Annotated in this window: 22 protein-coding genes and 1 pseudogene; 15 read left to right on the top strand and 8 right to left on the bottom strand. The window is 70.0% G+C overall.

Going from position 1 to position 25,515, the window contains the following annotated elements:
- Positions 1–10 precede the first annotated feature (10 nt).
- Entirely contained in the window at positions 11–646 is a 636-nt protein-coding gene (locus AV521_RS23210; RefSeq protein WP_076090526.1) for a MerR family transcriptional regulator, read from the bottom strand.
- 242 nt (positions 647–888) lie between these two features.
- Between AV521_RS23210 and AV521_RS23205 the strand changes: the two genes are divergently transcribed.
- The 4 genes from AV521_RS23205 to AV521_RS23190 all read left to right on the top strand — a co-directional run bounded on the left by AV521_RS23205 (position 889) and on the right by AV521_RS23190 (position 4,708).
- Positions 889–2,514, top strand: coding sequence for an NAD(P)/FAD-dependent oxidoreductase (locus tag AV521_RS23205; protein ID WP_079249367.1), 1,626 nt, complete (start codon positions 889–891; stop codon positions 2,512–2,514).
- Entirely contained in the window at positions 2,511–3,476 is a 966-nt protein-coding gene (locus AV521_RS23200; protein WP_076090415.1) for an alpha/beta fold hydrolase, read from the top strand. Before AV521_RS23205 ends, AV521_RS23200 begins: the two co-directional genes overlap by 4 nt.
- Complete coding sequence (locus AV521_RS23195; RefSeq protein ID WP_076090414.1) at positions 3,473–4,357, top strand: SDR family oxidoreductase; 885 nt, start codon at positions 3,473–3,475, stop codon at positions 4,355–4,357. Before AV521_RS23200 ends, AV521_RS23195 begins: the two co-directional genes overlap by 4 nt.
- 117 nt (positions 4,358–4,474) lie before the next feature.
- Positions 4,475–4,708 carry a hypothetical protein gene (locus AV521_RS23190; protein ID WP_076090413.1) on the top strand — a complete coding sequence of 78 codons (234 nt, stop codon included), beginning with the start codon at positions 4,475–4,477 and terminating at the stop codon, positions 4,706–4,708.
- Between the two features lie 838 nt (positions 4,709–5,546).
- Here AV521_RS23190 and AV521_RS23185 read toward each other — a convergent pair.
- Complete coding sequence (locus AV521_RS23185; RefSeq protein WP_076090412.1) at positions 5,547–8,984, bottom strand: S41 family peptidase; 3,438 nt, start codon at positions 8,982–8,984, stop codon at positions 5,547–5,549.
- Between the two features lie 155 nt (positions 8,985–9,139).
- On the opposite strand from AV521_RS23185, the gene AV521_RS23180 reads away from it, so the two are divergent.
- The 4 genes from AV521_RS23180 (at position 9,140) to AV521_RS23165 (ending at position 13,314) form a co-directional block, all read left to right on the top strand.
- Entirely contained in the window at positions 9,140–9,787 is a 648-nt protein-coding gene (locus AV521_RS23180; protein ID WP_076090411.1) for a TetR/AcrR family transcriptional regulator, read from the top strand.
- A gap of 144 nt (positions 9,788–9,931) precedes the next feature.
- Entirely contained in the window at positions 9,932–12,136 is a 2,205-nt protein-coding gene (locus tag AV521_RS23175; RefSeq protein WP_076090410.1) for an MMPL family transporter, read from the top strand.
- Positions 12,137–12,289: 153 nt separating this feature from the next.
- The gene (locus tag AV521_RS23170) at positions 12,290–13,135 is read left to right on the top strand and encodes a helix-turn-helix transcriptional regulator (protein WP_079249366.1); all 846 of its coding nucleotides are present in this window, start codon (positions 12,290–12,292) and stop codon (positions 13,133–13,135) included.
- The gene (locus tag AV521_RS23165; RefSeq protein WP_076090408.1) at positions 13,132–13,314 is read left to right on the top strand and encodes a DUF397 domain-containing protein; all 183 of its coding nucleotides are present in this window, start codon (positions 13,132–13,134) and stop codon (positions 13,312–13,314) included. Before AV521_RS23170 ends, AV521_RS23165 begins: the two co-directional genes overlap by 4 nt.
- Here the strand turns inward: AV521_RS23165 and AV521_RS23160 are convergent.
- Positions 13,298–14,395, bottom strand: a complete 1,098-nt coding sequence (locus AV521_RS23160; RefSeq protein ID WP_076090407.1) for a PP2C family protein-serine/threonine phosphatase — start codon at positions 14,393–14,395, stop codon at positions 13,298–13,300. The two genes, AV521_RS23165 and AV521_RS23160, sit on opposite strands and share 17 nt — an antisense overlap.
- Before the next feature lie 220 nt (positions 14,396–14,615).
- Between AV521_RS23160 and AV521_RS23155 the strand changes: the two genes are divergently transcribed.
- The 3 genes from AV521_RS23155 (at position 14,616) to AV521_RS23145 (ending at position 16,760) form a co-directional block, all read left to right on the top strand.
- On the top strand, positions 14,616–15,461 hold the full coding sequence (locus tag AV521_RS23155; RefSeq protein WP_076090406.1) for a DMT family transporter: 846 nt from the start codon (positions 14,616–14,618) through the stop codon (positions 15,459–15,461).
- 43 nt (positions 15,462–15,504) lie between these two features.
- Positions 15,505–16,392, top strand: coding sequence for an NAD(P)-dependent oxidoreductase (locus AV521_RS23150; protein WP_076090405.1), 888 nt, complete (start codon positions 15,505–15,507; stop codon positions 16,390–16,392).
- A 92-nt stretch (positions 16,393–16,484) separates the two neighbouring features.
- Positions 16,485–16,760: a DUF1876 domain-containing protein gene (locus tag AV521_RS23145; protein WP_076090524.1), complete on the top strand. Its 276-nt coding sequence runs from the start codon at positions 16,485–16,487 to the stop codon at positions 16,758–16,760.
- Positions 16,761–16,833: 73 nt separating this feature from the next.
- Here the strand turns inward: AV521_RS23145 and AV521_RS23140 are convergent, their stop codons facing one another.
- The 4 genes and pseudogenes from AV521_RS23140 to AV521_RS51030 form a co-directional block, all read right to left on the bottom strand.
- Positions 16,834–18,012 (bottom strand): serine hydrolase domain-containing protein, encoded by a 1,179-nt coding sequence (locus AV521_RS23140; protein ID WP_076090404.1) that lies wholly within the window; start codon positions 18,010–18,012, stop codon positions 16,834–16,836.
- A gap of 73 nt (positions 18,013–18,085) precedes the next feature.
- Entirely contained in the window at positions 18,086–18,532 is a 447-nt protein-coding gene (locus AV521_RS23135) for an organic hydroperoxide resistance protein (protein WP_076090403.1), read from the bottom strand.
- Positions 18,533–18,683: 151 nt separating this feature from the next.
- Positions 18,684–19,148, bottom strand: coding sequence for a MarR family winged helix-turn-helix transcriptional regulator (locus tag AV521_RS23130; RefSeq protein WP_076090402.1), 465 nt, complete (start codon positions 19,146–19,148; stop codon positions 18,684–18,686).
- Positions 19,145–19,231, bottom strand: a pseudogene (locus tag AV521_RS51030) (cobalt ABC transporter ATP-binding protein); the annotation flags it as partial. The pseudogene AV521_RS51030 and the gene AV521_RS23130, both read right to left, overlap by 4 nt.
- Positions 19,232–19,371: 140 nt before the next feature.
- Here AV521_RS51030 and AV521_RS23125 point away from each other — a divergent pair.
- A complete protein-coding gene (locus AV521_RS23125; protein ID WP_076090401.1) occupies positions 19,372–19,710 on the top strand; it encodes an SsgA family sporulation/cell division regulator in 339 nt (112 codons plus the stop codon).
- Here the strand turns inward: AV521_RS23125 and AV521_RS23120 are convergent, their stop codons facing one another.
- Entirely contained in the window at positions 19,711–21,381 is a 1,671-nt protein-coding gene (locus AV521_RS23120; protein WP_076090400.1) for a penicillin-binding transpeptidase domain-containing protein, read from the bottom strand.
- A 610-nt stretch (positions 21,382–21,991) separates the two neighbouring features.
- On the opposite strand from AV521_RS23120, the gene AV521_RS23115 reads away from it, so the two are divergent.
- The 3 genes from AV521_RS23115 to AV521_RS23105 are packed head-to-tail and all read left to right on the top strand — an operon-like array spanning position 21,992 to position 25,491.
- The gene (locus AV521_RS23115; RefSeq protein WP_076090399.1) at positions 21,992–24,223 is read left to right on the top strand and encodes a glycoside hydrolase domain-containing protein; all 2,232 of its coding nucleotides are present in this window, start codon (positions 21,992–21,994) and stop codon (positions 24,221–24,223) included.
- A 6-nt stretch (positions 24,224–24,229) separates the two neighbouring features.
- Positions 24,230–24,715 carry a hypothetical protein gene (locus AV521_RS23110; RefSeq protein WP_076090398.1) on the top strand — a complete coding sequence of 162 codons (486 nt, stop codon included), beginning with the start codon at positions 24,230–24,232 and terminating at the stop codon, positions 24,713–24,715.
- Positions 24,712–25,491 (top strand): hypothetical protein, encoded by a 780-nt coding sequence (locus AV521_RS23105; RefSeq protein ID WP_079249365.1) that lies wholly within the window; start codon positions 24,712–24,714, stop codon positions 25,489–25,491. Before AV521_RS23110 ends, AV521_RS23105 begins: the two co-directional genes overlap by 4 nt.
- Positions 25,492–25,515: the final 24 nt, after the last annotated feature.

The following is a 25,515-nucleotide window of genomic DNA, read 5'->3' as shown; positions in this document are numbered from 1 at the left end:
CAGGGCGCGTTCAGGCGCCCTTCGCGCCTGTCTCCTTGTTGAGGCGGCGGTCCATGGCCAGGGAGAGTTCCGCCTCCACCACGCTGCGGGCCAGGGGTCGCAGGCGGTGGAGGTCCTCCTCGGGGGCGTGGCGCAGGATCAGGTCGGAGAAGAGTTCGGCCAGGGCGTCGGCGTGTTCGCGGACGCGGGCGGCGGCCGTGAGGACCTCGCCGAGCGGGATGCCCTCGCGGACCAGCGCCGAGGAGACGTCCAGCAGACGCCGGCTGACGTGGACGATCGCGTCGCCGTCGGTGCCCAGGTAGCCCAGTTCCATGGCGGCGGCGAGGTTCTCGGGAGTGACCTCGCCCTCGAAGCGGGCTGCGAGTTCCTCCGGGGTGAGGTGGACCGGTTCCTCCTCGGTGGGGCCGCCGACGCCGAGGAGGTCGGCGACATCGCGGCCGTGGTCGAAGGCCTCGGCCAGCTCGGCGATGCCGTTGAGGGTGTGGCCGCGTTCCAACAGGGCGGCGATGGTGCGCAGACGAGCCAGGTGGTGGTCGTCGTACCAGGCGATACGGCCCTCGCGGCGGGGCGGCGGGATCAGCTTGCGCTCGCGGTAGAAGCGCAGTGTGCGCACGGTGATGCCGGCCAGGCGCGCCAGTTCCTCCATGCGGTACTCGCGCGGTCCGGTGTCCCGCGCGCCGTGGTGTGCGCCCTGCGCGCCGTCCCGTTCATCGCGCCGGCCGCCCTGCCCCGCCCTGAGTGCACCGTCGTCTGCCACGTCCGCAGCCTATGTTGTACCGCCGGTAACTTTCCCTTCCCGACCCCTACCGCTCGGTAGTGCGCTGCTCTACAGTCCAATTGCGCCAGTGTTCACTGGCAGAGTCCAAGGTGATGCGTGGAGGCTTCGGGATGGCCCAGCACGAGCATGTACGGGTGGCGGTGATCGGGTCCGGGTTCGGCGGGCTGGGAGCCGCCGTGCGGCTGCGCCGCGAAGGGATCACCGACTTCGTCGTCCTGGAGCGGGCGGACAGCGTCGGCGGCACCTGGCGGGACAACAGTTACCCCGGGTGCGCCTGTGACGTGCCCTCCCACCTCTACTCCTTCTCCTTCGCACCCAACCCCGACTGGCCGCGTACCTTCTCCGGGCAGCGGCACATCCGCGCCTACCTGGAGCACGTCACCGACCTCTTCGGGCTGCGCCGGCACATCCGCTTCGACTCCGAGGTCAAACTGATGACCTGGGACGCGGACAACCTGCGGTGGAACATCGAGACCGCGCGCGGGTCGCTCTCCGCCGACGTGGTCGTCTCCGCCACCGGGCCGCTTTCCGACCCGAAGATCCCCGAGATCCCCGGCCTGGAATCCTTCCCGGGCAAGGTGTTCCACTCCGCCCGCTGGGACCACGACTTCGACCTGCGCGGCAAGCGCGTCGCCATGGTCGGCACCGGCGCGTCCGCCATCCAGATCGTGCCCGCGATCCAGCGCGAGGTCGGCCGGCTCACCCTCTTCCAGCGCACCCCTCCCTGGGTGATGCCCCGCGTCGACCGCGCCATCAGCGGCGTCGAGCGCCGGCTGCACCGGTCGCTGCCCTTCACCACCCAGCTGAGGCGGGGCCTGCTGTGGGGCATCCGGGAGCTGCAGGTGCAGGCGTTCACCAAGCATCCCGACGAACTCGGACTCGTCGAGCAGCTCGCCAAGCGCAACATGGCCCGCGCCATCAAGGACCCGGCCCTGCGCGCGAAGCTCACCCCCGACTACCGCATCGGCTGCAAGCGGATCCTGCTGTCCAGCGAGTACTACCCGGCGCTGGCCCAGCCGAATGTGGACGTCGTCGCCGGCGGGCTCAGCGAGATCCGCGGCTCGACCGTCGTCGCGGCCGACGGCACCGAGGCCGAGGTGGACGCGATCATCTTCGGCACGGGCTTCCACGTCACGGACATGCCGATCGCCGAGCGGGTGGTCGGGGCGGAGGGCATCACCCTCGCCGACTCCTGGAAGAACGGCATGCAGGCGCTGCGCGGCGCCGCGGCCGCCGGGTTCCCGAACTGGATGACCATCATCGGGCCCAACACCGGCCTCGGGAACTCCTCCATGATCCTCATGATCGAGTCCCAGCTGAACTACATGGCCGACTATCTGCGGCAACTGGACGTCCTCGGAGGCCGTACGGCCCTCGACGCCCGGCCCGCGGCCGTCGAGGGCTGGAACCGCACGGTTCAGGAGCGCATGAAGCGCACTGTGTGGAACACCGGCGGCTGCACCAGCTGGTACCTGGACGCGAGCGGCCGCAACACCACCATCTGGCCGGGTACGACGTCCGAGTTCCGGCGCGCGACCCGGCGGGTGGATCTGGGGGAGTACGCGGTCATCCGCAAGCCCGGCGTGAAGGACGCGGAGGGCGGCGCGGACGGCGCTGGCCACGGTGTGAAGAAGACGAGCGAGCCCGCGCGCACAACCAAGCGACCCGCGCGCGCCACCGGGAAGTCCGCGCCCGCGCGCGTCGCCGACGCCCAGCGGAGCGAGGGCGCCGCATGAGCCGTCTCGCCTCCGTGGCCTCCGGACCGTACGTCCCGCCCACCCCCGCCCGCGAACTCACCGTCGTCTCCGCCGACGGCGCGCGGCTGTACGTCGAGGTGCACGGGCCCGAGAACGCGCCCCCTGTAGTCCTCTCCCACGGCTGGACCTGCTCGACCGCCTTCTGGGCCGCGCAGATACGGGACCTGGCCAAAGACCACCGTGTGATCGCGTACGACCAGAGGGGGCACGGGCGCAGTCCCGCGAGCCCCGCGTGCACCACCCAAGCGCTGGCGGACGATCTGGAAGCGGTGCTCGCGCAGACGCTCGCGCGTGGAGAGAAGGCGCTGATCGTCGGCCACTCCATGGGCGGTATGACGGTCATGGCCGCGGCCACGCGCCCCCGCTTCCGCGAACACGTCGGTGCCGTCCTGCTGTGCAGCACCGGCAGCTCGCGGCTGGTCGCGGAGGCACGTGTGGTGCCGTTGCGCGCCGGGCGCGTGCGCACCTGGATCACCGGGCGCGTTCTCGGTTCGCGCGCCCCGCTCGGGCCGGTCACGCCGGTCGCGAAGAGCATCCTCAAGTACGCCACCATGGGCGCCGGTTCCGCCCCGCACATGGTGGAGGCGTGCGCGCGGATCGTGCATGCCTGTCCGCGCGCCGTGCGTCACGCCTGGGCCGGCGTGCTCGAAGCGCTCGATCTCGACCACGGCGTACGGGAGTTGCACGCGCCCACCGCGGTCGTGCACGGCGCGTCCGACCGGCTCACGCCTCCCGTGCACGCCCGCGCGCTGGTCGCCGCGCTGCCGCAGTGCGTCGGCCTCACCGAGCTGACCGGCGTCGGACACATGACCCCGATCGAGGCACCCGACCTGGTGACCGGCAGGATCCGGGACCTCGTCACCACTTATGTCACCGTCCCGGGGACCGGCCCCGAGGACGAGCACCGTGCCACCCCGGCGCAGATCAAGGAGGGCGCATGAGCAGGGTCAGCCTCGAAGGGCAGGTCGCGGTCGTCACCGGAGCGGCGCGCGGTGTCGGTGAGCTGCTGGCGCGCAAGCTCTCCGCGCGCGGCGCGAAGGTCGCGCTGGTCGGGCTGGAGGAGGAGGCGCTCAAGGAGGTCTCCTCGCGTCTGCACAGCGACTGCGCCTACTGGTACGCCGACGTCACGGACCACGAGACGATGAGCCGGGTCGCGCAGGAGGTGAAGGCGCGGTTCGGGAAGGTCGACATCGTGGTGGCCAATGCCGGTGTGGCGACGGGCGGTCCGTTCGCCGACTCCGATCCGCAGGCCTGGCGGCGCGTGATCGAGGTGAACCTGATCGGTTCGGCGGTGACCGCGCGGGCGTTCCTGCCGGTGCTGACGGAGAGCCGGGGCTATCTGCTCCAGATCGCCTCGCTCGCCGCGATCACCCCGGCGCCGATGATGACGGCGTACTGCGCGTCCAAGTCGGGCGTGGAGGCGTACGCGCACTGTCTGCGCGCCGAGGTCGGCTACCAGGGCGTGCGCGTCGGCGTGGGCTATCTGTCGTGGACCGACACCGACATGGTGCGCGGCGCCGACCAGGACGACGTCATGCGCGAGTTGCGGCAGCGGCTGCCATGGCCGTCCAACAAGACATACCCGCTGGGACCGGCGGTGGACCGGCTGGTCGCCGGGATCGAACGGCGCTCGGCGCATGTGTACGGACAGTGGTGGTTGCGCGGCATGCAGGGCGTGCGCGGGTATCTGCCGGGGATCATCGGGACGGTCGGGCAGCGCGAGATGAAGCGGTTCGCGCCCCGGCTGCAGGGGATGCGCTCGGGACTCGTGGGCGCGGGTGGTGCGGCCGACGAAGCGGCGCGGGCTACGCGCCGTAACTGATCCACATGCGCACCCTGGTCGCCCGTGTGAATCTGGTCGAGGCCCCGCCGAGGGGCCCCAGCGAGGGGCCCCGCCCAGGGCCACCCCCACCCTCACTCACCACAGGAGTGAACCCACATGGGTATGAAGGACCAGTTCAAGGACCAGGCCGGCGAGTCGCAGAAGAAGGCCAAGGACAAGCTCAACGAGGGGCGTGAGCGGGCCGGCCAGCGTGGCCAGCAGGCGCAGCGTGGGCAGAAGCCGCAGCGTGGCCAGCAACCGCAGCGTGGTCAGAAGCACGAGAACATGCGCGACATCGAGGACACGGACCGGGAGATGCAGGACCGCTTCAACCGGGACTACGACGCGTAGTCGCTGCGCTCGGCTTTGGCCGGGTGGTTGGTTTGGGGCGCCCTTCTTTGTGGAGGGCGCCCTGTTTTTGTCGTTGCGTTCGGGGTGGTGGGGGTGTGGTGTCGGGTGCGGGTGGGTGGGGGCTTGTCGCGCAGTTCCCCGCGCCCCTCAACAGCCTGGCCTTGCCGCGTAGATCCCCCACGTCCCTCAACAGCCTGGCCTTGTCGCGTAGATCCCCCGCGTTCTCAACAGCCTGATCCTTTGCCGCGTAGTCCCCCGCGGCCTTCATATGCGCCTCTCACGTGCGTCCCCCGCATTGCGCCCTCACGCGCGCCTCTCACACCGTGCGCTCCCCGGGCTGCGTCCCGCACACCTCATTCCTTCACGCTGGCCTCTCCTGCATCGAATCCCTCCCCCTGCGCTCATTTCACGTTGGCCTCTTCTGCATCGGTCCCAACTCCAACCCCCCTTCACGCCGGCCACTGCCACACCGCGCCGCGCACCGCGCCCTTTCACGCCGGCCTCTTCCACGTCGCGTCCCGACACCGCGTTCTTTCACGCCGGCCACTGCCACATCGCGCCCCCACCACCCCTTCAGCGGTCACTGCCACACCGCGCCCTTTCACGCCGGCCTCTTCCACGTCGCGTCCCGACACCGCGCTCTTTCACGCCGGCCACTGCCACACCGCGCCGCGCACCGCGCCCCTTCACGTCGGCCGCTTCCGCGCCACGTCCCCCGCACCACGCCCCCCGCACGGGCCCCCTCCGCACGGCCCCCCGCACGGGCCCCCTCCGCACGGCCCCCTCGCACCACCCCCCTCCGCACGGCCCCTCCGCACCACACCCCCTCATCGCTCGCCTATGTCTCCCCCCGCTTCGCCCGGAGCGGGAGTGTTGGGCGGGATCGGTTGGGGGCGTCGCTGTAGTCGGGGGGGATTGCGGCGGGGTTGGATTCGAGGAGGTCCAGGGCCAGTTGGATCGCGTCGTCCATCTGGGCGTGCCGGCCTTCCGCCCAGTCCAGGGGGGTGCGCATGATCTCCAGGTCGGGGGTGACGCCGTGGTTCTCCACGGACCAGCCGTAGGCATCGAACCAGGCCGCGTTCATCGGCACCGTGATCACCGTGCCGTCGCCCAGCCGGTGGCGGCCCGTCATGCCGACCACGCCGCCCCAGGTGCGCTGGCCGACCACCGGGCCGAGCTTCAGCAACTTGAAGGCCGCCGTGATCATGTCGCCGTCCGAGGAGGTCGCCTCGTCGGCGAGGGCGACGATCGGGCCTCGGGGGGCGTTCGAGGTGTACGACACCGGTTGCGCGTCCCTCGTCAGGTCCCAGCCCAGGATCGTCCGGGTCAGCTTCTCGATGACGAGTTCGCTGATGTGCCCGCCCGCGTTGCCGCGCACGTCCACGATCAGCGCGGGCCGGGACACCTCCATGCGCAGGTCGCGGTTGAACTGGGCCCAGCCCGAGCCGCCCATGTCGGGGATGTGCAGGTAGCCGCACTTGCCGCCGCTCAACTCCCGTACGACCTCGCGGCGTTTGGCGACCCAGTCCTGGTAGCGCAGCGGCCGCTCGTCGACGAGCGGTACGACGGCGACCCGGCGGGCTCGGCCCGACTCCCCTTCCGGGGTGAACGTCAGCTCCACGGTCGTACCCCCGGAGCCGGCGAGCAGCGGGAACGGCCCGGCCACCGGATCGACCGGGCGGCCGTCGACGTGGGTCAGGACGGCGCCCTCGCGGATGCCCGTGCCGGCCAGCGGTGAGCGGGCCTTGGAGTCGGAGGAGTCGCCGGGCAGGATGCGTTTGACCAGCCAGTGGCCGTCGCGGCGGACGAGGTTGGCACCGAGCAGGCCCTGCCAGCGCTGGTAGGGGGACGGGCCCTCGTTGCGGCGGGCGGCGGTGACGTAGGCGTGCGAGGTGCCCAGTTCGCCGAGGACCTCCCGCAGCAGATCCGCGAAATCGTCGGGGGAGGCGACCCGTTCGACGAGCGGGCGGTACTGGTCGAGCACCGCGTCCCAGCCGATGCCGCACATGCCCGGGTCCCAGAAGTAGCCGCGGATGATCCGGCCCGCCTCGTCGAAGGCCTGGCGCCACTCCGCGGGCGGGTCGACCTCGTGCAGGATGCGGCGCAGGTCGATCCAGACGGTCGTGTCCGCGTCACCGGACTCCGTGGAGGGCACCGCGCGCAGATCGCCCTCGTCCACGACGACCAGCCGGGTGCCGTCGCCGCTGACCGCGAACCAGTCCATGTGGTCGACCAGTTCGGCCTTCTTCGCCTTGGTGATGTTGAAGTACTCCAGGGTCGGGCGACCGCTGATGTCGGCCGGGTTGACGAAGGTCTCGCCGAGCGCGCCGGAGATCGGCCAGCGCAGCCAGACCAGTCCGCCGCCCGCGACCGGGCAGAGCGCGGAGTACTTGGAGGCGATCACCGGGAACGGCGTGACCCGGTTCGCCAGGCCCTCCACCTCCACCGTCACCGTGCCGGCCTCGCCCGTCTCCTCGTCCTCGACCGGGTCGAGCCCGCCGGCCGCCGGACGGCCCTCGGGGTTCAGGGCGAACGGGGAGGGGGTCACCGAGTTCAGCGGGACGAGGTACGGGCGGCAGCCGAGCGGGAAGGACAGGTCGCCGGTGTGGACGTCGTACACCGGGTCGAAGCCGCGCCAGGAGAGGAAGGCGAGGTAGCGGCCGTCGCGGGTGAAGACCGGATTCTCGTCCTCGAAGCGGCCGTTGGTCACGTCCACGATCAGCCGGTCCTTGATCCGGGCCAGCTTGATCTGGCGCAGGGAGCGGCCGATGCCCGGGTGGGACCAGGTGAGCCACGCGCCGTCCGGGGAGAAGGAGAGGTCGCGGACGGGGCCGTTGACGGAGCGGATCAGCTCGGTGACCCGGCCTCCGGCGGTTTCCGCGGGTCCGGTGTCCTGTTCGCCGGCTCCGGCCACAACATTCGTGTCGTCGGCTCCGGCCACAACATTCGTGTCGTCGGCTCCGGCCGTAGCTCCCGTGCCCTTGTCGCCCGCACCCGCCGCAGCTCCGGCGACCTCGCCGTCCCCGCTCGCGGCAGCCTCCCCACCCTCGCCCTCCGACACATCGATCAGCAGCAACCGCCCGTCGTGCGAGGCGACCGCAAGCCGTTCGCCCTCCGGGTCGGAGGCCAGCTCCAGGACGCGGCCCAGTTCGCCGGAGGCGAGCCGGCGGGGCGCGCGGTCGCCGGTCGCGCGGGGCAGCTGGGCGATCTCCACGGCGTCCTCGCCCTCGGCGTCCGTCACATAGGCCAGCTGACCGGTCGTACCCAGCATCTCCGGCAGCCGTACCCGCACGCCGGGCGTGTCGGCGATCGTACGGGCAGGGCCTTCGCGGTGGGTGAGCCAGTACAGGCTGCCGCGTACGACGACGGCGCTGGCCCGGCCGGTCTCGTCCACGGAGATGCCGTCGATGTTCTGCGCGGCCGGCACCTGGTACGGGCGGCGTCCGGTGGCCGGCCCGGCGAGGCGGATGTCCAGCTTGCGCGGTACGGCGTCCGGGGCGAAGTCGTCGACCAGCCACAGGTCGCCGGCGCACTGGTAGACGACCCGGGTGCCGTCGCTGGAGGCGTGCCGGGCGTAGAACGCGTCGTGGTCGGTGTGGCGGCGCAGGTCGGTGCCGTCGTGGGCGCAGGAGTAGAGGTTGCCGACGCCCTCGTGGTCGGAGAGGAAGGCGATCCGGCCGGCGACGAACATGGGGCATGCCAGATGGCCGCCGATGTCGGGCACGAGTTGCTCGCCGTGCAGCCAGAGCCGGCCCATGGCGCCGCCGCGGTAGCGCTTCCAGGAGGCCGGTTCGTGGGGCGGGGTGCCGGTGAGCAGGAGGGTCTTGTGCTCGCCGGCGACGTCGGCGACCTGGATGTCGGCGACCGGGCCCCAGGGCAGCCGGCCGCCCGGGTCTCCGTCGGTGGGGACCTTGTAGGCCCAGGTGAAGTAGGAGAAGGGCTGGCCGTGCGAGGCCACCGCCAGGATGCGGCTCCTGCCGTCCTCCTCAGGGGGCGTCCAGCCGCAGACCTGGGTGTCGGCGCTGCCCCAGTACGTCAGCTGCCGCGCGGGACCGCCGTCGACCCCGACCAGGTGGATCTCGGGCACGAGGCTGCGCCAGGTCGTGTACGCGATCTGCCTGCCGTCGGGCGAGAACCGCGGGTGCCCGGTCTTCGTACGGTCCGCCGTGAGCCGCCAGGCCCGGCCCGGGGCATCGAGAGGAGCCAGCCAGAGGTCGTCCTCGGCCACGAAGCACAGCAGGTCGCCGCTGAGGTGGGGAAGGCGCAGATAGCTCACCTCCCCATGCTTTTCCGCCAACTGGGACCCAGCAACTTATGCGGCTCTGACGTCCGTGACCCAAGACACGTACGAAACGGTTTCGTTTCGCATGCTCTCAGGGTATCTTCATGGTGGTACGAAGCAGGAGGCTCCGGAGCGGGAAGGTGAGTGGCATGACCGAGGTCGCGGCAAAGGGTGCGGCGTCAGCCGCTCCGGTGGAGCCGGTGCTCGCACCGGGGCGCCGCAGCCGGATCACGCCCGAGCGTGAGGCCGAGTTGTACGAGGCCGTGCTCGACCTGCTCCGCGAGGTCGGCTACGACGCCCTCACCATGGACGCCGTGGCCGCGCGCACCAAGTCCAGCAAGGCGACGCTCTACCGCCAGTGGGGCGGCAAGGCCGAGCTGGTGGCGAAGGCGGTGCGGCACGGCAAGCCGGGAGGCCTCGCCGACGAGGTCGACACCGGATCGCTCAGGAGCGACCTGCACGCCCTCACCCTGCGTTCCGACGACTGCGAGATGGAGCAGAACTCCGCGCTGATGCGGGGTCTGGCGATGGCCATGCACGGCAACCCGGACCTCCTGCGGGCGTTCAAGGACCATCTCATCGAGCCGGAGATGGCGGCGTTCCGCCGTGTACTGCAACGGGCGATCGACCGGGGCGAGGTCCGCGCGGACAACCCGGCGATCGACTACGTGATGCACATGATGATCGGCGGGTTCGCCGCCCGCACGCTCATCGACGAGCAGCCGCCGACACAGGCCTTCCTCCTGTCGTACATCGACGCCGTGGTCCTCCCCGCCCTCGGCGTTCCCACCTCCTGATCACCTCCTGATCACGTTCTGATCCCCTCTCCTGATCACCCTCTGAACCCCGAGTAAGCCCACCAACTGACGTCACCGCTCACGTCGTCGGGCTGATCACCCCTGCCCTGATGGACCCAACGACCTGACCGGGAGTACGTCTCCGTGGCCACGATGCTCTACAAACTCGGCCGTCTCGCCTTCCGGCGACGGCACTTCGTCGCTCTCATATGGATAGCGCTGCTCACCCTCGCCGGGGTGGGCGCCGCCTCCGCGCCGGCCGCCGGCAACACCTCCTTCTCGATCCCCGGCACCGAGGCGCAGAAGGCCTTCGACCTGCTGGAACAGCGCTTCCCCGGGATGAGCGCCGACGGCGCCACCGCGCGCGTCGTCTTCAAGGCGCCGAGCGGCGAGAAGGTGACCGACAAACTCAACAAGGAAGCCGTCGAGAAGACCGTCAAGGAGCTGGGCAGCGGCTCCGAGGTCACCTCCGTCGCCGACCCCTACGCCGGGCACGCCGTCAGCAAGAACGGCACGATCGCCTACGCCTCGGTGAAGTACAAGGTCTCCGGCATGCAGCTGAAGGACTCCTCCCGGGACGCCCTGAAGGAGGCCGCACAGCACGCGCGGGACGCCGGACTGACCGTCGAGGTCGGCGGTGACGCGCTGAGCGCGGCCCCGAAGACCGGCTCCAGCGAGGTCATCGGCATCGGTATCGCCGCCGTCGTCCTCGTCATCACCTTCGGCTCGCTGCTCGCGGCCGGATTCCCGCTGCTCACCGCGATCATCGGCGTCGGCATCGGTGTCTCCACGATCACCGCGCTCGCCAGCGCCCTCGATCTCGGCTCCACGACCTCCACCCTCGCGTCGATGATCGGCCTGGCCGTCGGCATCGACTACGCCCTCTTCATCGTCTCCCGCTACCGCGCCGAACTGGCCGAGGGCCGCGAGCGCGAGGAAGCGGCCGGACGGGCGGTCGGTACGGCGGGTTCGGCAGTGGTCTTCGCCGGCCTCACCGTCGTCATCGCCCTGGTCGGCCTGTCGGTCGTCAACATCCCGATGCTCACCAAGATGGGCATCGCGGCGGCCGGCACCGTCGCCATCGCCGTCCTCATCGCGCTGACGATGATCCCGGCGCTGCTCGGCTACGCGGGCCGCAAGATCAAGCCGGCGGGCGAGAAGAGCAAGCTGCTCGGCGGCGGCCGCACCCCGAAGAAGCCGGGCCGGCCCAACATGGGCACCCGCTGGGCGAGCTTCGTCGTACGCCGCCCGATCGCCGTTCTGCTGCTCGGTGTGCTCGGCCTCGGCGCGGCGGCGATCCCGGCCGCCTCCCTGGAACTGGGCCTGCCCGACGACGGTTCCCAGCCCACCTCCACCACCCAGCGCCGCGCCTACGACCTGCTCTCCGAGGGCTTCGGGCCGGGCTTCAACGGCCCGCTGATGGTCGTGGTCGACGCCAAGGACAGCCATGACCCCAAGGCCGCCTTCACCAAGGTCGGCGACGAGATCAAGGGCCTGAAGGACGTCGTCGCGGTCACCCCGGCCATGGCCAACAAGGCCGGCGACACCGCGACGATCACGGTCGTACCCAAGTCCAAGCCGTCCTCGAAGACGACAGAGGACCTGGTGCACAGCATCCGTGACAAGGGCGCGGACATCGCGAAGGAGACGGACTCCAAGGTCCTGGTCACCGGTTCGACGGCGATGAACATCGACGTCTCGCAGAAACTGAACGACGCGCTCGTGCCGTACCTGGCGCTGGTCGTCGGCCTGGCCTTCCTCCTCCTGATCGTGGTCTTCCGCTCGATCCTCGTCCCGCTGAAGGCGGCCCTCGGCTTCCTGCTCAGCGTGCTGGCGGCCCTCGGCGCCGTGGTCGCGGTCTTCCAGTGGGGCTGGCTGTCGGGCCTGATGAACGTCGAGCAGACCGGCCCGGTCATGTCGATGATGCCGATCTTCATGGTGGGTGTCGTCTTCGGCCTCGCGATGGACTACGAGGTCTTCCTCGTGACCCGGATGCGGGAGGCGTTCGTCCACGGCGAGAAGCCCAACCAGGCCGTCGTGACCGGCTTCAAGCACGGTGCACGGGTCGTCACGGCCGCCGCCGTCATCATGATCGCCGTGTTCTCCGGCTTCATCGGCTCCACCGAGGCGATGGTCAAGATGATCGGCTTCGGCCTCGCGATCGCCGTCTTCTTCGACGCGTTCATCGTCCGCATGGCCATCGTCCCGGCGGTGCTCGCGCTGCTCGGCAAGCGGGCCTGGTGGCTGCCGAAGTGGCTCGACCGCGCGCTGCCCAACGTGGACGTCGAGGGCGAGGGCCTCCAGAAGAACGCTGATCCGGACGAGGAGAGGGAGCTGGTACGCGCCTGACGTACCGCTTCCGGTAGCGGACCGGCCGGTGAGGGTGCCCGTGGGGACGGGGCTTGCACTCTCACCGGCCTTTTTCTGTCCCGGGTTTGTCCCGGCTGTCTTGGCTGTCTCGGGCGTTGTACGGGTACAGGTGCGCGTTGGAGGTGTGTGAGCGTGAACGAGGGCGTGGACGAGGCGGGTTGGGACGTCGAACCCGGCGACGAGATCGAGCCGGTGGTGCAGGCGGTGGGGCGGCTGCTCAAGGTCTGCCGGGAGACGGCCGGGATGAGCGTGGCCGATCTGGCCGAAGTCATGGGCTACGGCGAGGACTTGATCCGCAAGATCGAGCGAGGGCAGCGGATTCCCCGGCCGGAGTTCCTGGAGAAGGCCGACGGGGTCCTGAAGGCGCAGGGTCATCTCAAGGCGTTCATGGAGGAGATGCGCAGGGCCCGGTATCCGAAGAAGGTGCGGAGGCTGGCGGAGATGGAGGGCCGGGCCGTCGAGCTGCTGCTGTACAGCAACCACAATATCCATGGGTTGCTCCAGACACCGGAGTACACGCGGGCGTTGCTGAAGGTGCGCCGACCGGCTTACACACAGGACGAGTTGGAGCAGATGGTTGCGGCACGCGTGGCGCGACATTCGATCTTCGAGCGTTCGCCCGCTCCTGACCTCAGCTTTGTCCAGGAACAGGTGACGCTCGAACGGCCCATCGGCGGGACAATGCTGCTACGTCGACAGCTTGAACACCTGTTGGAACTGTCCCAGTTGCCCAACGTCGAGGTCCAGGTCATGCCGACCCGCCACGAAGGGCACCCCGGAATGAGCGGCTTGGTCGAGTTGCTGAAGTTCGAGGACGGTACCGCTGTAGGTCGTTCCGACGGGGCGTTCAACGGCCGCCCGGTCTCGGACCTCAGGCAGCTCCGGATCCTCGAACTGCGGTATGGGATCATCCGAGCCGAGGCTCTCTCACCGAGGGAGTCGCACGCCTTCATTGAGCAAGCGCTGGGGAGACTATGAGCGCCACGGAACTGCACTGGTTCAAGAGCAGCTACAGCAGCAGCAGCGAAGGCGACGACTGCGTCGAAGTGGCCACCACCCCCACCACCATCCACATCCGCGACTCCAAAACCCCCGACACCGCGCAGCTGAAGGTCACCCCGGCCGCCTGGGCCGATTTCCTCATCCGTCTCGGGTGACCGCGAGCAGGGCCAGGTCATCGGTGATGCGGCCGCCGGTATGGCGGCTCACCTCGGTGAGAAGGGCGTCGAGCAGCGCGTCCGGTCCGGCGAAGTCGAGTCCGGTCAGCCCGGCTGCGGGGTCGTAGAAGTCGCCGGCGCGGTTCCGTGCCTCGTTCAGCCCGTCCGTGTACAGCAGGAGAGTCGCTCCCGGAGGGAAGGGCACCGTGTCGGTCCGGTCCTGGCCGGTGCTGAGCTCCGCCAGTCCCAGGGGGAGGGCCGGTTCGGACGGTTCCGCGCTGCGCACCTGGCCCGCGTGCAGGACCAGGGGCGCCGGGTGACCGCGGTTGACCAGCCGCAGTTCATCGCCGCAGGGCGGGATCTCGACGAGAACGCCGGTGACGAACCCCTCGGTCCGCTCGGGTCCCGTCCGCCGCCCTCTTTCCCGTAGCAGTGCCCGCTCCAGCCTGGCTGTGATCGCGACGAGCGTGGGTTCCTCCTCGGCGGCCTCCCGGAACACCCCCATGGTCACCTCCACCGCATGGACCGCGTCCAGGCCCTTGCCCCGTACGTCCCCGACCAGACAGCGCACGCCGTACGGGGTGTCCTGGGCGCTGTACAGGTCGCCGCCGATCTGCGCGTCCTTCACAGCCGCCTGGTAGCGCACGGCGATCCGCAGGGAGCCCATCGAGGACGGCAGCTGCGGCAGCACGGCGCGCTGGACGGCCAGGGCGATTCTGCGTGCGGACTCCAGACGCAGGTTGCTGTAGTGCATGAGACGGTTGACGACGACGGCGAGGACCGAGACCGTCGCGACCGCGGCCAGCTCGCTCTGCCCACCGGAGTCCCCCAGGAGGCCGAAGTGGACGAGCAGCGCGACGTCGGTGGCGCAGGCACCGATGCCCGCCAGGATCGTCGCGCGAAGGGACAGCAGTGCGGCGGCTGCCATCGGCGCGGCTGTGTAGAAGGCTTCTCCACTGACATGCGGAGCGGTGTTGTAGTCGAAGAGGGCGCCTCCGGCGAGGAGGAGAACGGGCAGCAGCCGAAGGTGGCGCACCCACCAGCCGCCGACGGTGGTGCGTCTGCCGCTCGCTGCCCTCATGTACCGCTCCCGTCCGCGTCGCGCCGTACACCACACGCTCAAGCATCCTCAGGCCCCGATTCGCGTGCCAGTCGTGCGGCGGCCGTATGGGTACGTGTCGTCTCGCGCGGGCATGGCAACTCAGTCGCGTGCGCTGTACAACGACCGCTACCGTGCCCCGCATGACGACGACAGCTGCCACCGGCGCCGAAGAATCCCGAGCCCACCCCGAAGGCTCGCGGTGACGCCGCTGGTCACCGCAGCGGTGCTGTTCGCCGCGGTCACGCACGCCAGCTGGAACGCCATCGCGCACAAGATCACCGACAAGCTGGTCGGGTTCACGCTGATCTCCGGCGGCGGACTGCTCATCGGGCTCGCGCTGGTGCCGTTCGTGGCGTTTCCGGCGGCAGCGGCCTGGCCGTACCTCTTCGCCTCCGCCGCCGTGCACGTCGCCTACTACGCGCTGCTCATGACCTCGTTCCGGCTGGGCGACTTCGGGCAGGCCTATCCGATCGCGCGCGGGAGCGCGCCGCTCGTGGTGACCGTGCTGGCGGCGGTGTTCGCGCACGAGGTGCCCGGGGCGTGGTCGGCGGCCGGCATCGCCGTGTCGTGCCTCGGGCTCAGCGGCGTCAGCCTGTGGGGGCTGCGCGGCCACCAGCCCAACTGGGCCGCGATCGGTGCAGCCCTGGCGACCGGGCTGACGATTGCCGCGTACACGGTGCTCGACGGCCTGGGCGTACGCGCCTCCCAGTCGTCGCTGGGCTACATCGCCTGGCTGATGGCCGTTCAGGGAGCCGTCGTCCCGGCATACATGTACGCGCGCGTGCGGGGCGAGACCGTACGGCTGCTGCGGCCTTGTGCCGCCCTCGGCCTCCTCGGCGCGTTCCTCTCCGTCGCCGCGTACGCCCTCGTCCTGTGGGCCCAGACCCGCGCCGACCTCGCCCCCGTCGCCGCCCTGCGCGAGTCCTCGATCATCGTGGGCGCGGCCATAGGCGCCCTCTTCTTCAAGGAGCGCTTCGGGGCGCCCCGGATCGCGGCGGCGGGACTGCTGGTCGTGGGGATAGGACTGATGCTGCACGCCGGGTAGCAGGATGACGTTGGGCCGTCACGAACCGTACGAGGGAGCCGTCATGACCGACAAACCGACCGTCAGCGTCCTGGGCACCGGCATCATGGGTGCCGCCATGGCCCGCAACCTCGCCCGCGCCGGGCTCGGGGTCCGGGCCTGGAACCGTACCCGCGAGAAGGCCGAGCCGCTGGCCGCCGACGGGATCCGGGTCACCGGCACGCCCGCCGAGGCCGTCGAGGGCGCCGATGCGGTGCTGACCATGCTCTACGACGGCAACACCGTCCTGGACGTGATGGGCGAGGCCGCACCGGCGCTGCGTCCGGGCACCGTGTGGGCGCAGTGCACCACCGTCGGCATCGAGCTGGTCTCCGACCTGGCCGGCTTCGCCCGCGAGCACGGCCTGGTGTTCTACGACGCCCCGGTCCTCGGCACCCGCCAGCCCGCCGAGGCCGGTCAGCTGACGGTGCTGGCCGCCGGGCCCGAGGACGGCCGGGAGACGGTCACGCCCGTCTTCGACGCCGTCGGCGCCAAGACGGTGTGGACCGGTGAGGACGGGGCCGCGGGCAGCGCCAGCCGGCTGAAGCTGGTGGCCAACAGCTGGGTGCTCGCCGTCACCGCGGCGACCGGTGAGGTGCTGGCCCTCTCGAAGGGCCTCGGCGTCGACCCGCAGGGCTTCTTCGACCTCATCGACGGAGGACCGCTCGACATGGGGTACCTGCGGGCCAAGTCCGCTCTGGTACTCGACGGGAAGCTCACCCCGGCGTCGTTCGCCGTGGCCACCGCCGAGAAGGACGCGCGGCTCATCGTCCAGGCCGGCGAGCGGGGCGGCGTACGGCTCGATGTCGCCGAGGCGGCGGCCGAACGGTTCGCCCGTGCCGCCGCCCGGGGTCACGCGGACGAGGACATGGCCGCCGCGTACTTCGCCAGCTTCGACGACGAGGGCGAGTAGAGCGGCTCACCGGGCGGCCGGGCGGGCGTCGACATGACGGGCCGGGGCGCGGGGGCGCACCCTGGAAGCAGCGGTTTTCGGAGGTGATCGTCATGATGCACACCGCTGTCGGATGGCATGTCGAGCTGGAGTTCACGGAGGATGATCAGCACACGCGCGCGGTGGCGTTGGTGCGCTTGCCCGACGGCACCGAGGTGCGGGCGCACGGCCACGCCACCCGGCACCGCGTCGACTCCAACCAGCCCCGGGTCGGCGAGGAGATAGCCGGCGCACGTGCCCTCAACGAACTGGCCATGCAGCTGCTGACCAAGGCCCACGACGAGATCGACGCGGAGTCCGGGCGGACCTCGCACACCATCAACGTGTGAGGTCGCGCGTGTGAGGCGCGCGGTGGGTGATGCCGCGCGGTGCGCCCAGGCGCGCGCTCTGGGGTGCGCGGTCTTATGCGAGCGCCGTGCGGAGCGCCCGCACCAGCGCCTGCGCCCTCGGGTCCGCCGTCACGCTCTTCCGGAAGCCGTTGGTGACATAGCCGAAGGCGATGCCGGTCTCAGGGTCGGCGAAGGCGAGGGCGCCGCCCCGGCCCGGGTGGCCGAAGGAGCCGGGGGAGAGCAGCGGGGACGCGGCGCCGTGCAGCATGTAGCCGAGGCCGAACCGGGTGCCGACGACCAGGACCCGGTCCGGCCCGGCGGACTGCTCGGTGCGGGCCAGCTCCATCGTCTCCGGGGTGAACAGCCGGGTGCCGCCGTCCACTTCGCCGATCAGCGAGGCGTAGAAACGGGCCAGCCCGCCGGCGGTGGCGATCCCGTTGGAGGCGGGCAGGGCGGCCGCGCGGTAGGCGGGGTCGTTCTCGTCGGGGAGCGGGGTGATCGCGGCGAACGCGCGCCGGGTCAGCGACTCCGGGTCGGCGTAGGCCTCGGTCACCGCGCGCTTGGGGCGGGTCTTCAGACCGCCCGCCGTCTCGGGCGCCTCGACCGGGCCGACGCGGCCCACGCGCGCGTGCTCCGACTCGGGCAGGCCGAGCCACAGGTCCGCGCCGACGGGGCCGGCGATCTCCTCCGCGATCCACTCGCCGACCGGGCGACCGGTGATGCGCCGGATCAGTTCCCCGGTGAGCCAGCTGTAGGTCTGGGCGTGGTAGCCGTGGTCCGTGCCCGGCTCCCACACCGGCGCCTGTGCGGCGACGGCCGCGGCGCCCAGGCCGGGGTCGGCGGCCTCGGCGGGGGTCAGCGGGCGGTCCAGCACGGGCACGCCCGCGCGGTGGGCGAGCAGCTGCCGGACGAGGGTGTGCTCCTTGCCGGCCGCCTTGTACTCGGGCCAGTACGCGCCGACCGGGGCGTCCAGGTCCAGCTCGCCGCGCTGGTGCAGCAGCAGGAGCGCGGCGGCGGCGACGCCCTTGGTCGCGGAGCGCACGATCTGCGCGGTCCCGGTCTCCCACGGGGCCGTACCGGGCGCACCGGCCATGCCGTCGACGTCCTTCGTGCCGGCCCACAGGTCGACGACCTTGTGCCCGTCGCGGTACACGGCGACGGCGGCGCCACGTTCCCCGAGCAGCGCGAAGTTCGCTGCGAACGCCTCCTCGACCGGCTCGAAGCCCTCGGCCACTGTGCCGTTCACGTCCACGCCCGCTGTCCCTTCCGATCGCCTGCGACAGTGAGTGGAACACGGGCCGCGAGCCTGCGATTCCTCGGTGGGATCAGCCCAGCAGGATCGTTACGTCGATGTTGCCGCGCGTCGCGTTGGAGTACGGGCAGACGTCGTGCGCCGCGTCCACCAGCCGCGCCGCCATGTCCGGGTCGAGGACCGGCAGGGAGACGCTGAGGGCGACCGCGAGGCCGTAGCCGCGCTGCCGGTTCGGGCCGATGCCCACCTTGGCGGCGACCGTGGAGCCGGTCAGGTCGTAGCCCTCGCGGTTGCCGACCAGGATCAGCGCGTTGTGGAAGCAGGAGCTGTAGCCGGCCGCGAAGAGCTGTTCCGGGTTGGTGCCGTTGCCGTCGCCGCCCAGCTCCGGGGGCATCGCGACCTTCAGCTCGACCTGGCCGTCCTGGCTGGTGACATAGCCGTCGCGGCCGCCGTGAGCGGTGGCTTCGGCGACGTACATGATCTTCGTCGGACGGGTGTCGACAGCGGTGCCCTCGGTCATGGCCGGCCTCCCCCGGGACAAGTGGCGCACAAGTACATCGCGCACAAGATACTGGCTGGTAGGTCAGTGATCAGCGCCCGGGGGTGGCAACCGCGGGTAACGCGAGATCAGGGCTGTGGGTACGGATCGATCAGGGTGTGGGTGCGCGTGATCAGTGCCGGTCGGCCGCCGTGTCGGCGCGCTGGGTGAGCTTCCACAGCTCCTCGCGCAACCGCGCGACCTCCTGCGCGCCGAGGCCGGTCGTCGTGAGCAGCGCGCCGGGCACGCGCGCCGCGCGCTCCCTGAGTTCCTCTCCGCGCCCCGTGCACGCGACGAGCACCGAGCGCTCGTCGTCGGCCGCGCGCTCCCTGCGTACCAGCCCCGCCCCCTCCAGCCGCTTCAGCAACGGCGAGACGGTTCCGTAGTCCAGACGCAGGGAGCGCGCCAGTTCCTTCACGCTGGTCTCGCCGCGCTCCCACAGCACCAGCAGCACGAGGTACTGCGGGTAGGTGAGCCCGAGGTCGTCCAGAAGCGGACGGTATGCGGCGGTCACGGCGCGCTGGGCGGCGTACAGCGCGAAGCACAGCTGGTCGTCCAGCAGCAGCGACCCCTCGTAGGCGCGGTCCTCGTTCGTCACGCGCCCATTGTCACGGACTTCGGATCGAAACCGAACGGCAGCTCCGACCGGTGCGCTCGTATCAGCTCCTTGTCGGAGAGCAGCGCGCGTGAAGACGACGGCGGCGGCCGGCACGGGGGCAGCCAAGCCGTTCCCGAAGGCGTGAACCGGAAAATGTGCGACATTGGAGAGAAAGCGGAAGCACGGCTTTCGTGTATGTCACTCAGCGTGAAAGGGCGGTCCGATGTCTGTGATCGAGCAGTACGCGCGCGCCCATATCGTCACGGACGAGGAGGACCCGGGGGCCGTACCCGTGCTGCTGCGGTACGACCCCGACTCCGATCCACGGTCCGTCCGGGTCGACCTGCCCGGCACTCACGAGTGGACCTTCTCGCGCACACTGCTGGAACGCGGACTGCGGGCGCCGGCCGAGAGCGGTGACGTACGTGTGTGGCCGTGCGGGCGCGTCCAGGCGGTCGTGGAGTTCCACTCCGCCCACGGCGTCGAGGTGGTGCAGTTCGAGTCGAAGGCGCTGCTCAGATTTCTGCGCCGCACCTACACCGCAGAGCCCGTACGGGGCTGATCAGCCGCCCGTCTTCAGCAGGGCCGCCACGATCGGCCCGGCCGTGTCGCCGCCGTGGCCGCCCGCCTGCACCACGCCGGCGGCGGCGAGGTCGCCCTTGTAGGCGGTGAACCAGCCGTTCGGCTTCTTCTGCCCGTCGACCTCGGCGGAGCCCGTCTTCGCGCCGTAGTCCCCGCTCATGCCCGCCATCGCCTTGGCCGCGGTGCCGTAATCCGCGGTGAACTTGAGGACGTCCTTCAGCTGGGACTGCGTCTGGGACGACATGGTGCGCGCGGCCTTCGCCAGCGTGCGGTTGTCCACTGCCGGGGACACCAGGTACGGCTGGTGGAAGGCGCCCGACTCCACCGTCGCCGCCACCGACGCCATGTTCAGCGGGTTCATGCGCACCCCGCCCTGCCCGATCAGCGAGGCGCCCATCTGCGCGCCGCTCTCCACCGGGACGGAGCCGTCGAACGACGGGACGCCGATGGACCAGTTGTCCATGCCGAGGCCGTAGACCTGCTGGGCCTCCTTCGTCAGGTCGTCGTCGGACAGCTTCGGCGCGAAGTCGATGAAGGCGTTGTTGCAGGAGGCCCCGAAGCTCTGCTTGAACGTGCCCTTCTTGATCTCGGAGTTGTCGTCGTTGTGGAACGTCCAGCCCGCCAGCTTGTACGTCTTGGGGCACGGGTGCGAGGCGTCCGGGGTGATGAGCTTCTTCTCGAACAGCATCGTCGACGTCACGATCTTCATCGTGGAGCCGGGCGCGAGGGAGCCCTGGAAGGCGACGTTGAAGCCGTGCCCGCTGTTGGCGACGGCGAGGATCTCGCCGGTCGAGGGCCGTACGACGACCACGGACGCCTGCTGCCGCTTGCCGACCTGCTGCTCGGCCGCCGTCTGGAGGGCTGGATTCAGCGTCGTCTTCACCGCGCCCGGCGTGCCGTGGCTCAGCTCGACCAGTGTCTTGTCGGACAGCTGGGCCTTCTGTGAGGCATTGCCGCGCACCACGCGCAGTTCGATGCCGGCCTTGCCGCCCGCCGTCTTGCCGTACTTCTGCCGCAGGCCGTCCAACACCGGGCCCAAGGAGGGGTACTTGGCGGCCGTCAGCTCGCCGCCGTCGCGGTCCAGCGCCTTGATCGGCGGGGTGCCGGACTCGCCGGTGACGAGCGTGTCGCCGTCCTTCAGGTCCGGGTGGACGACCTCGGAGTGCCAGTTGACCAGCGGCTTGCCGTCACTCGCCCGCCGCACCACGGTGAGCGAACTGCTGTACGCCAGCGGCTTGCTGAGCTTCTGGTACGACACCGTCGCCTTGACGGTGAACGGCACCTTGGCGCCCGTGGGCGTGCCGGGCGCGAGCGTGACGTCCTTCAGGCGGGCGTCCTTGGTGTAGCCGGTGAGCAGCGTGGTGGCGGCGGAGGCGTCGTCCGTGGCGGCGGCCGCCTCGTCGATCCTGCCGTGCTGCCACGCGGTGAGGAAACGGGTGGAGGCCGTGCGGATCTCGGCGGCGCTGAGCGGACCGGATTTGACGGCCTTGTGGTCGGACGTGGCGGACGTGCGCTCGTCGGCCGCCGCGCCGCCGTCGGTCAGTGCGTAGGCACCGAATCCGACGCCGCCGACGAACACGGCGATCATCCCGCCGACCACGGCGGGCCTGGTGGTCTTCCGTCGCTCGGCGACGCGCCTTCTGTTGCCCACAGCCTCAGTTCCTCCGTGCCTTCCCCAGGGTCCCCGTGGCCCACACACTCCTCAACGACGGCACCCACCTTAAAGTCCCCACCTACGAGGGTGATGTCCGCGGCGAATCCGTAGCAGGCTTGCGACAATCGCACGCCGGTCCGACCCGCCGGGGCCGGCCTTGGCCCTTCCGCGTTGTCCGGGCCGTCATGGGGCCGTCACGGGTGCCTCGGCCAGGCCCTGCCGGAACCGAGGGAGGATCCCCGCCTGTACCGGCGGTTGACCGAACCACCGGAGGGCGGTCGCCGTCACCCGAAGCCGGCGCGGCACCGTTCACCGGCTCGCCCTGTCGCGGATCCGTGCCGCTGACGGCAGCGAAGCCGGGATCGACGTCGCCGATGTCGAGCGTGTCCAGCCCGCCTTGCGTCAATCGGTTGATCCATGCCTAGTATTTACCCGCGCATGGGCAGATCTTGACCCGATCTGTTGTGCGCGCAGGTCAGCCGGCGACCGGGGGAACGGTGTCGCCACGGGGGATCGTCATGCCGAGGTACTTGCCTCTTCATGTGTGCTGTCGTGGCTTGCTCCGCCTGCCGCCATAGGTCACGTCGCCGCGAGAGGACGCTTACGCATGGCCGATGCGATGGTGCTCAAAGCCCAGCAGTTCGTCAACAAGGTCTACGGTTCCCGCATCGGGATGACCGTCAAGGAGGACGGCAGGACCGGCTGGACCACGATGTACAGCCTGACCAGGGCGCTCCAGTGGGAACTGGGCATCAAGAGTCTGTCGAACAGCTTCGGCCCCACCACGCTGTCCACACTGGCGTCGAAGCATCCGAGGCTGAACGCCTCCACGATGCCGTCGGCGGATTTCTGCCGGATCATCCAGTCCGGCCTGTACTGCAAGGGCTACGACGGCGGCGACATCGACGGGAAGTACAACTCCCGCGTCCAGGCTGCAGTGAAGAAGCTCAAGCAGGACATGGGCGTCGACAAGGCGTACCCAGGCGCCGACTTGAAGCCGAAGGTGTTCAAGGCGCTGCTGAACATGGACGCCTACGTCACCGTGAACAGCGGCTCACGGGCCATCCGTGAGATCCAGCAGTGGATGAACGGGCGCTACGTAGGCCGTCGTGACTTCTTCGTCATCCCCTGCGACGGTCACCACTCCCGTGACGTTGCCAAGTCCATGCTGTACGCGATCCAGTACGAACTCGGCATGGCTGACGGCGCCGCCAACGGGGTGTTCGGCCCCGGCACCCAGGACGGTCTGAAGAACCACACGGTTGCCGCCGGGACGACCGGGACATGGGCGCAGTTGTTCACCGCCGCGATGATCCTCAACAAGCGCGGTGTTCCGTTCGGGAACTTCACCGCGGACGTGAAGGCCGGAGTCGAGGCCTTCCAGTCGTTCTCGAAGCTCCCCGTCTCCGGCGCCGGCGACTTCCGTACCTGGGCCTCCCTGCTGGTCTCGTACGGTGACCAGACCCGTAAGGGCGCGGCATGCGACGGGGTCACCAAGGTCACCCCTGCTCGTGCGCAGGCATTGAAGGACGCCGGCTACAAGTACATAGGCCGGTATCTGTACAACCCGTCGACCGCGTCCCTGCCGGAGAAGGAGATCCAGCCGGGCGAGCTGGAGACGATCAAGAAGTACGGGCTGCGCTGCTTCCCGATCTTCCAGACGTGGGCCCGGTCGGTCGACTACTACAGCCCGGCGCAAGGCAAGACGGACTGCATGAACGCCTCCTACAAGGCGGAGGAACACGGCTTCAAGCCCGGTACCCGGATCTACTTCGCGGTCGACTACGACGCGGTTGACGATGAGGTCACCTCGCACGTACTGCCCTACTTCCGTGCGATCAAGGCGCAGATGAGCCGCATGGGCAGCCAGTTCAAGATCGGTATCTACGGCCCGCGCAACGTGTGCTCCCGCGTCTCCGCCGCCGGATACGCACACGCGAGTTTCGTGTCCGACATGTCGTCCGGGTTCTCCGGCAACCTGGGCTACCCGCTGCCGGACAACTGGTCCTTCGACCAGATCGTCACGAAGACGGTCGGTTCCGGCGACAGCCGGATCGAGATCGACAACAACATCGCCTCCGGACGTGACACCGGACAGGGCGACTTCACAGCGGCCCCCGCTCAGAAGCTCGACCTCGGCTTCAACCTCTCCTACTGGGACGCACTGGTCAAGGAAACCGAGGACTACATGAAGTCCATCGGCAGGCCTGGCAGCACAGGCTACGTCTACGCCAGGAAGCAGTGCCTGGAAACAATCATGACGCTCGACGACGTGATCACGTCTGCGTCCCGCAGGCACCGCATGCGCAAGGCCCTCATCCAGACCTCGGCCTACTGGGAGTTCTGCCACTACAGCCAGGTGGACGTCGTGGAAGACGCCGGGGTGGCGTACTACCACACCGCTGCGATCCCGGACTGGGCCAAAGACCTCCCCGGCGTCGAGAAACTTGTGGACAGCAGCACAGGTATCGCCAAGATCCAGGGCCGTACCGGCATCCTCGCCCGCAACAACTCCATCCGCGCAGGCATCCTCTCCGGAAATGTCCTCGACCCGGCCAAGGACTCCGACAGGTGGTCCATGTGGCAGAAGCTCAACCAGGACAACGCATTCAACGTGGGAACCGTCCCGCACATGCACATCTGGGCGGCCGACGGAAAGAAGGGGGATCACGACGAGACCCCGATCCGCCACCCCGCACTCGACTACACCGACGGCGAGACCTGTCAGATCCTCCGCCGCTACCAGGGATTCGGCGACCAGGCCGAGGCCGACGCGAAGCTGCGTATGCCGCTGTATGCGATCTTCGAGAAGTACAACCGCATCATCCGCGAGTCCTGACCGGCCATGATCACCCCATCCGATCCGTGGCAGGGGCACAACTTCCCAGCGCTCTTCGCCATCGTGCTCTGCGGAGCGGCGGCGCTGGTCGCACTCCTCGTCTACCTGTGTTCGCGGCTCGCACCGCGGAACCTGCGTTCCTGCACTTCGCCGGCCGCGTGGCGGGACGCGTCCCTGCTGACGGTTGCCGCGTCACTCGCGCTCTACCTCTGGGGATGTCTGCACGTCATTTTCATGGATCGCGAGGAAGAAGGCCAGGCGTGCGAGGTGGCTCGTCCTCCGGACGTGCGGCACCTCGTCGGCATGCGCGGCGACTTCGTCCCCCTGCGGCTCGTATGCCGGGCACCGGACGGTCGCGACTACTCCATCCTCATTCCGCACTACGTCAACCCGACCATTCTCGTCCTGCTGCTGCTCGGTCTGACCTGCGGAGTCGTCTCCGTCCTGCGGTCCCGGCGAGCGCGGCGCACCGGCCAAGGACTGATCCGTTGAGTCACACCGAACCGACCCGCAGACACGCCCTCACCACCGCGATGGGCGTCACCGCGGCCACAACTCTCGCCTCCGTCGGCTTCCTGTCCGTCCCGGCCGTGGCCGCATCCCGGTCCGGCCCTGATCCCGTGAAGAACGACGAGCTGAAGAAGGCACTGCGCAGCCTCGAAGCCCGGCGGCGACGACTCCTCACGGGCCGCCCGTCCACCAACGGGTGGGAGATGGAGAAGCAGACCGACGCCGGCGGCTCGATCTGGACCTGTGACGTCGCGGGCACCCCAGGCCCGCTCACCGTGGCGGTCCGCGCCGGTGACGTGGCAACCGTCCTTACACACGTGATCCGCCGCTTCAACTACGAGATCGACGCACTCGGCACCAAGAGCGAAGCCCCGGCACTCCTGGGATGGATCCACCCCGGCAAGGTCCGCGACAGTGCTCTTCCGGAGAGCAACCAGGCTTCCGGTACAGCGGTCGTGATCCGCCCCACCTGGTACACGCCCGGGGCGCAGGGTGGCTTCACCGACGCGCAGAAGGATACGGTCCGGGACATCCTCGCCGAATGCGAAGGCGTTGTCCGCTGGGGTGGTGACGACCGCCGCCCCTACGAAGGCTTGTTCTCCATCGACGTCAAGCCCGGAGATGTCCGGCTGGCGAAGATCGCGGGCAGGATACGTGGCTGGAACGAGACGCCGGGCGAGGGAGCGGGAACCGGCCCGGACCCGTATCAGCCGGCTCGTAAGCGTGCGGCGGACCGGCTTGCCCGCCAGCAGGCTTGACAGGCTGCCGTGATGAAACGAGCG

Origin of the sequence: Streptomyces sp. IMTB 2501, from assembly GCF_001953885.1 — a bacterium.
In the GTDB taxonomy this organism is placed as follows: Bacteria; Actinomycetota; Actinomycetes; order Streptomycetales; family Streptomycetaceae; genus Streptomyces.
Note: the sequence above shows the minus strand (reverse complement) of the source record. Positions and strands in the feature narration are given on the sequence as shown.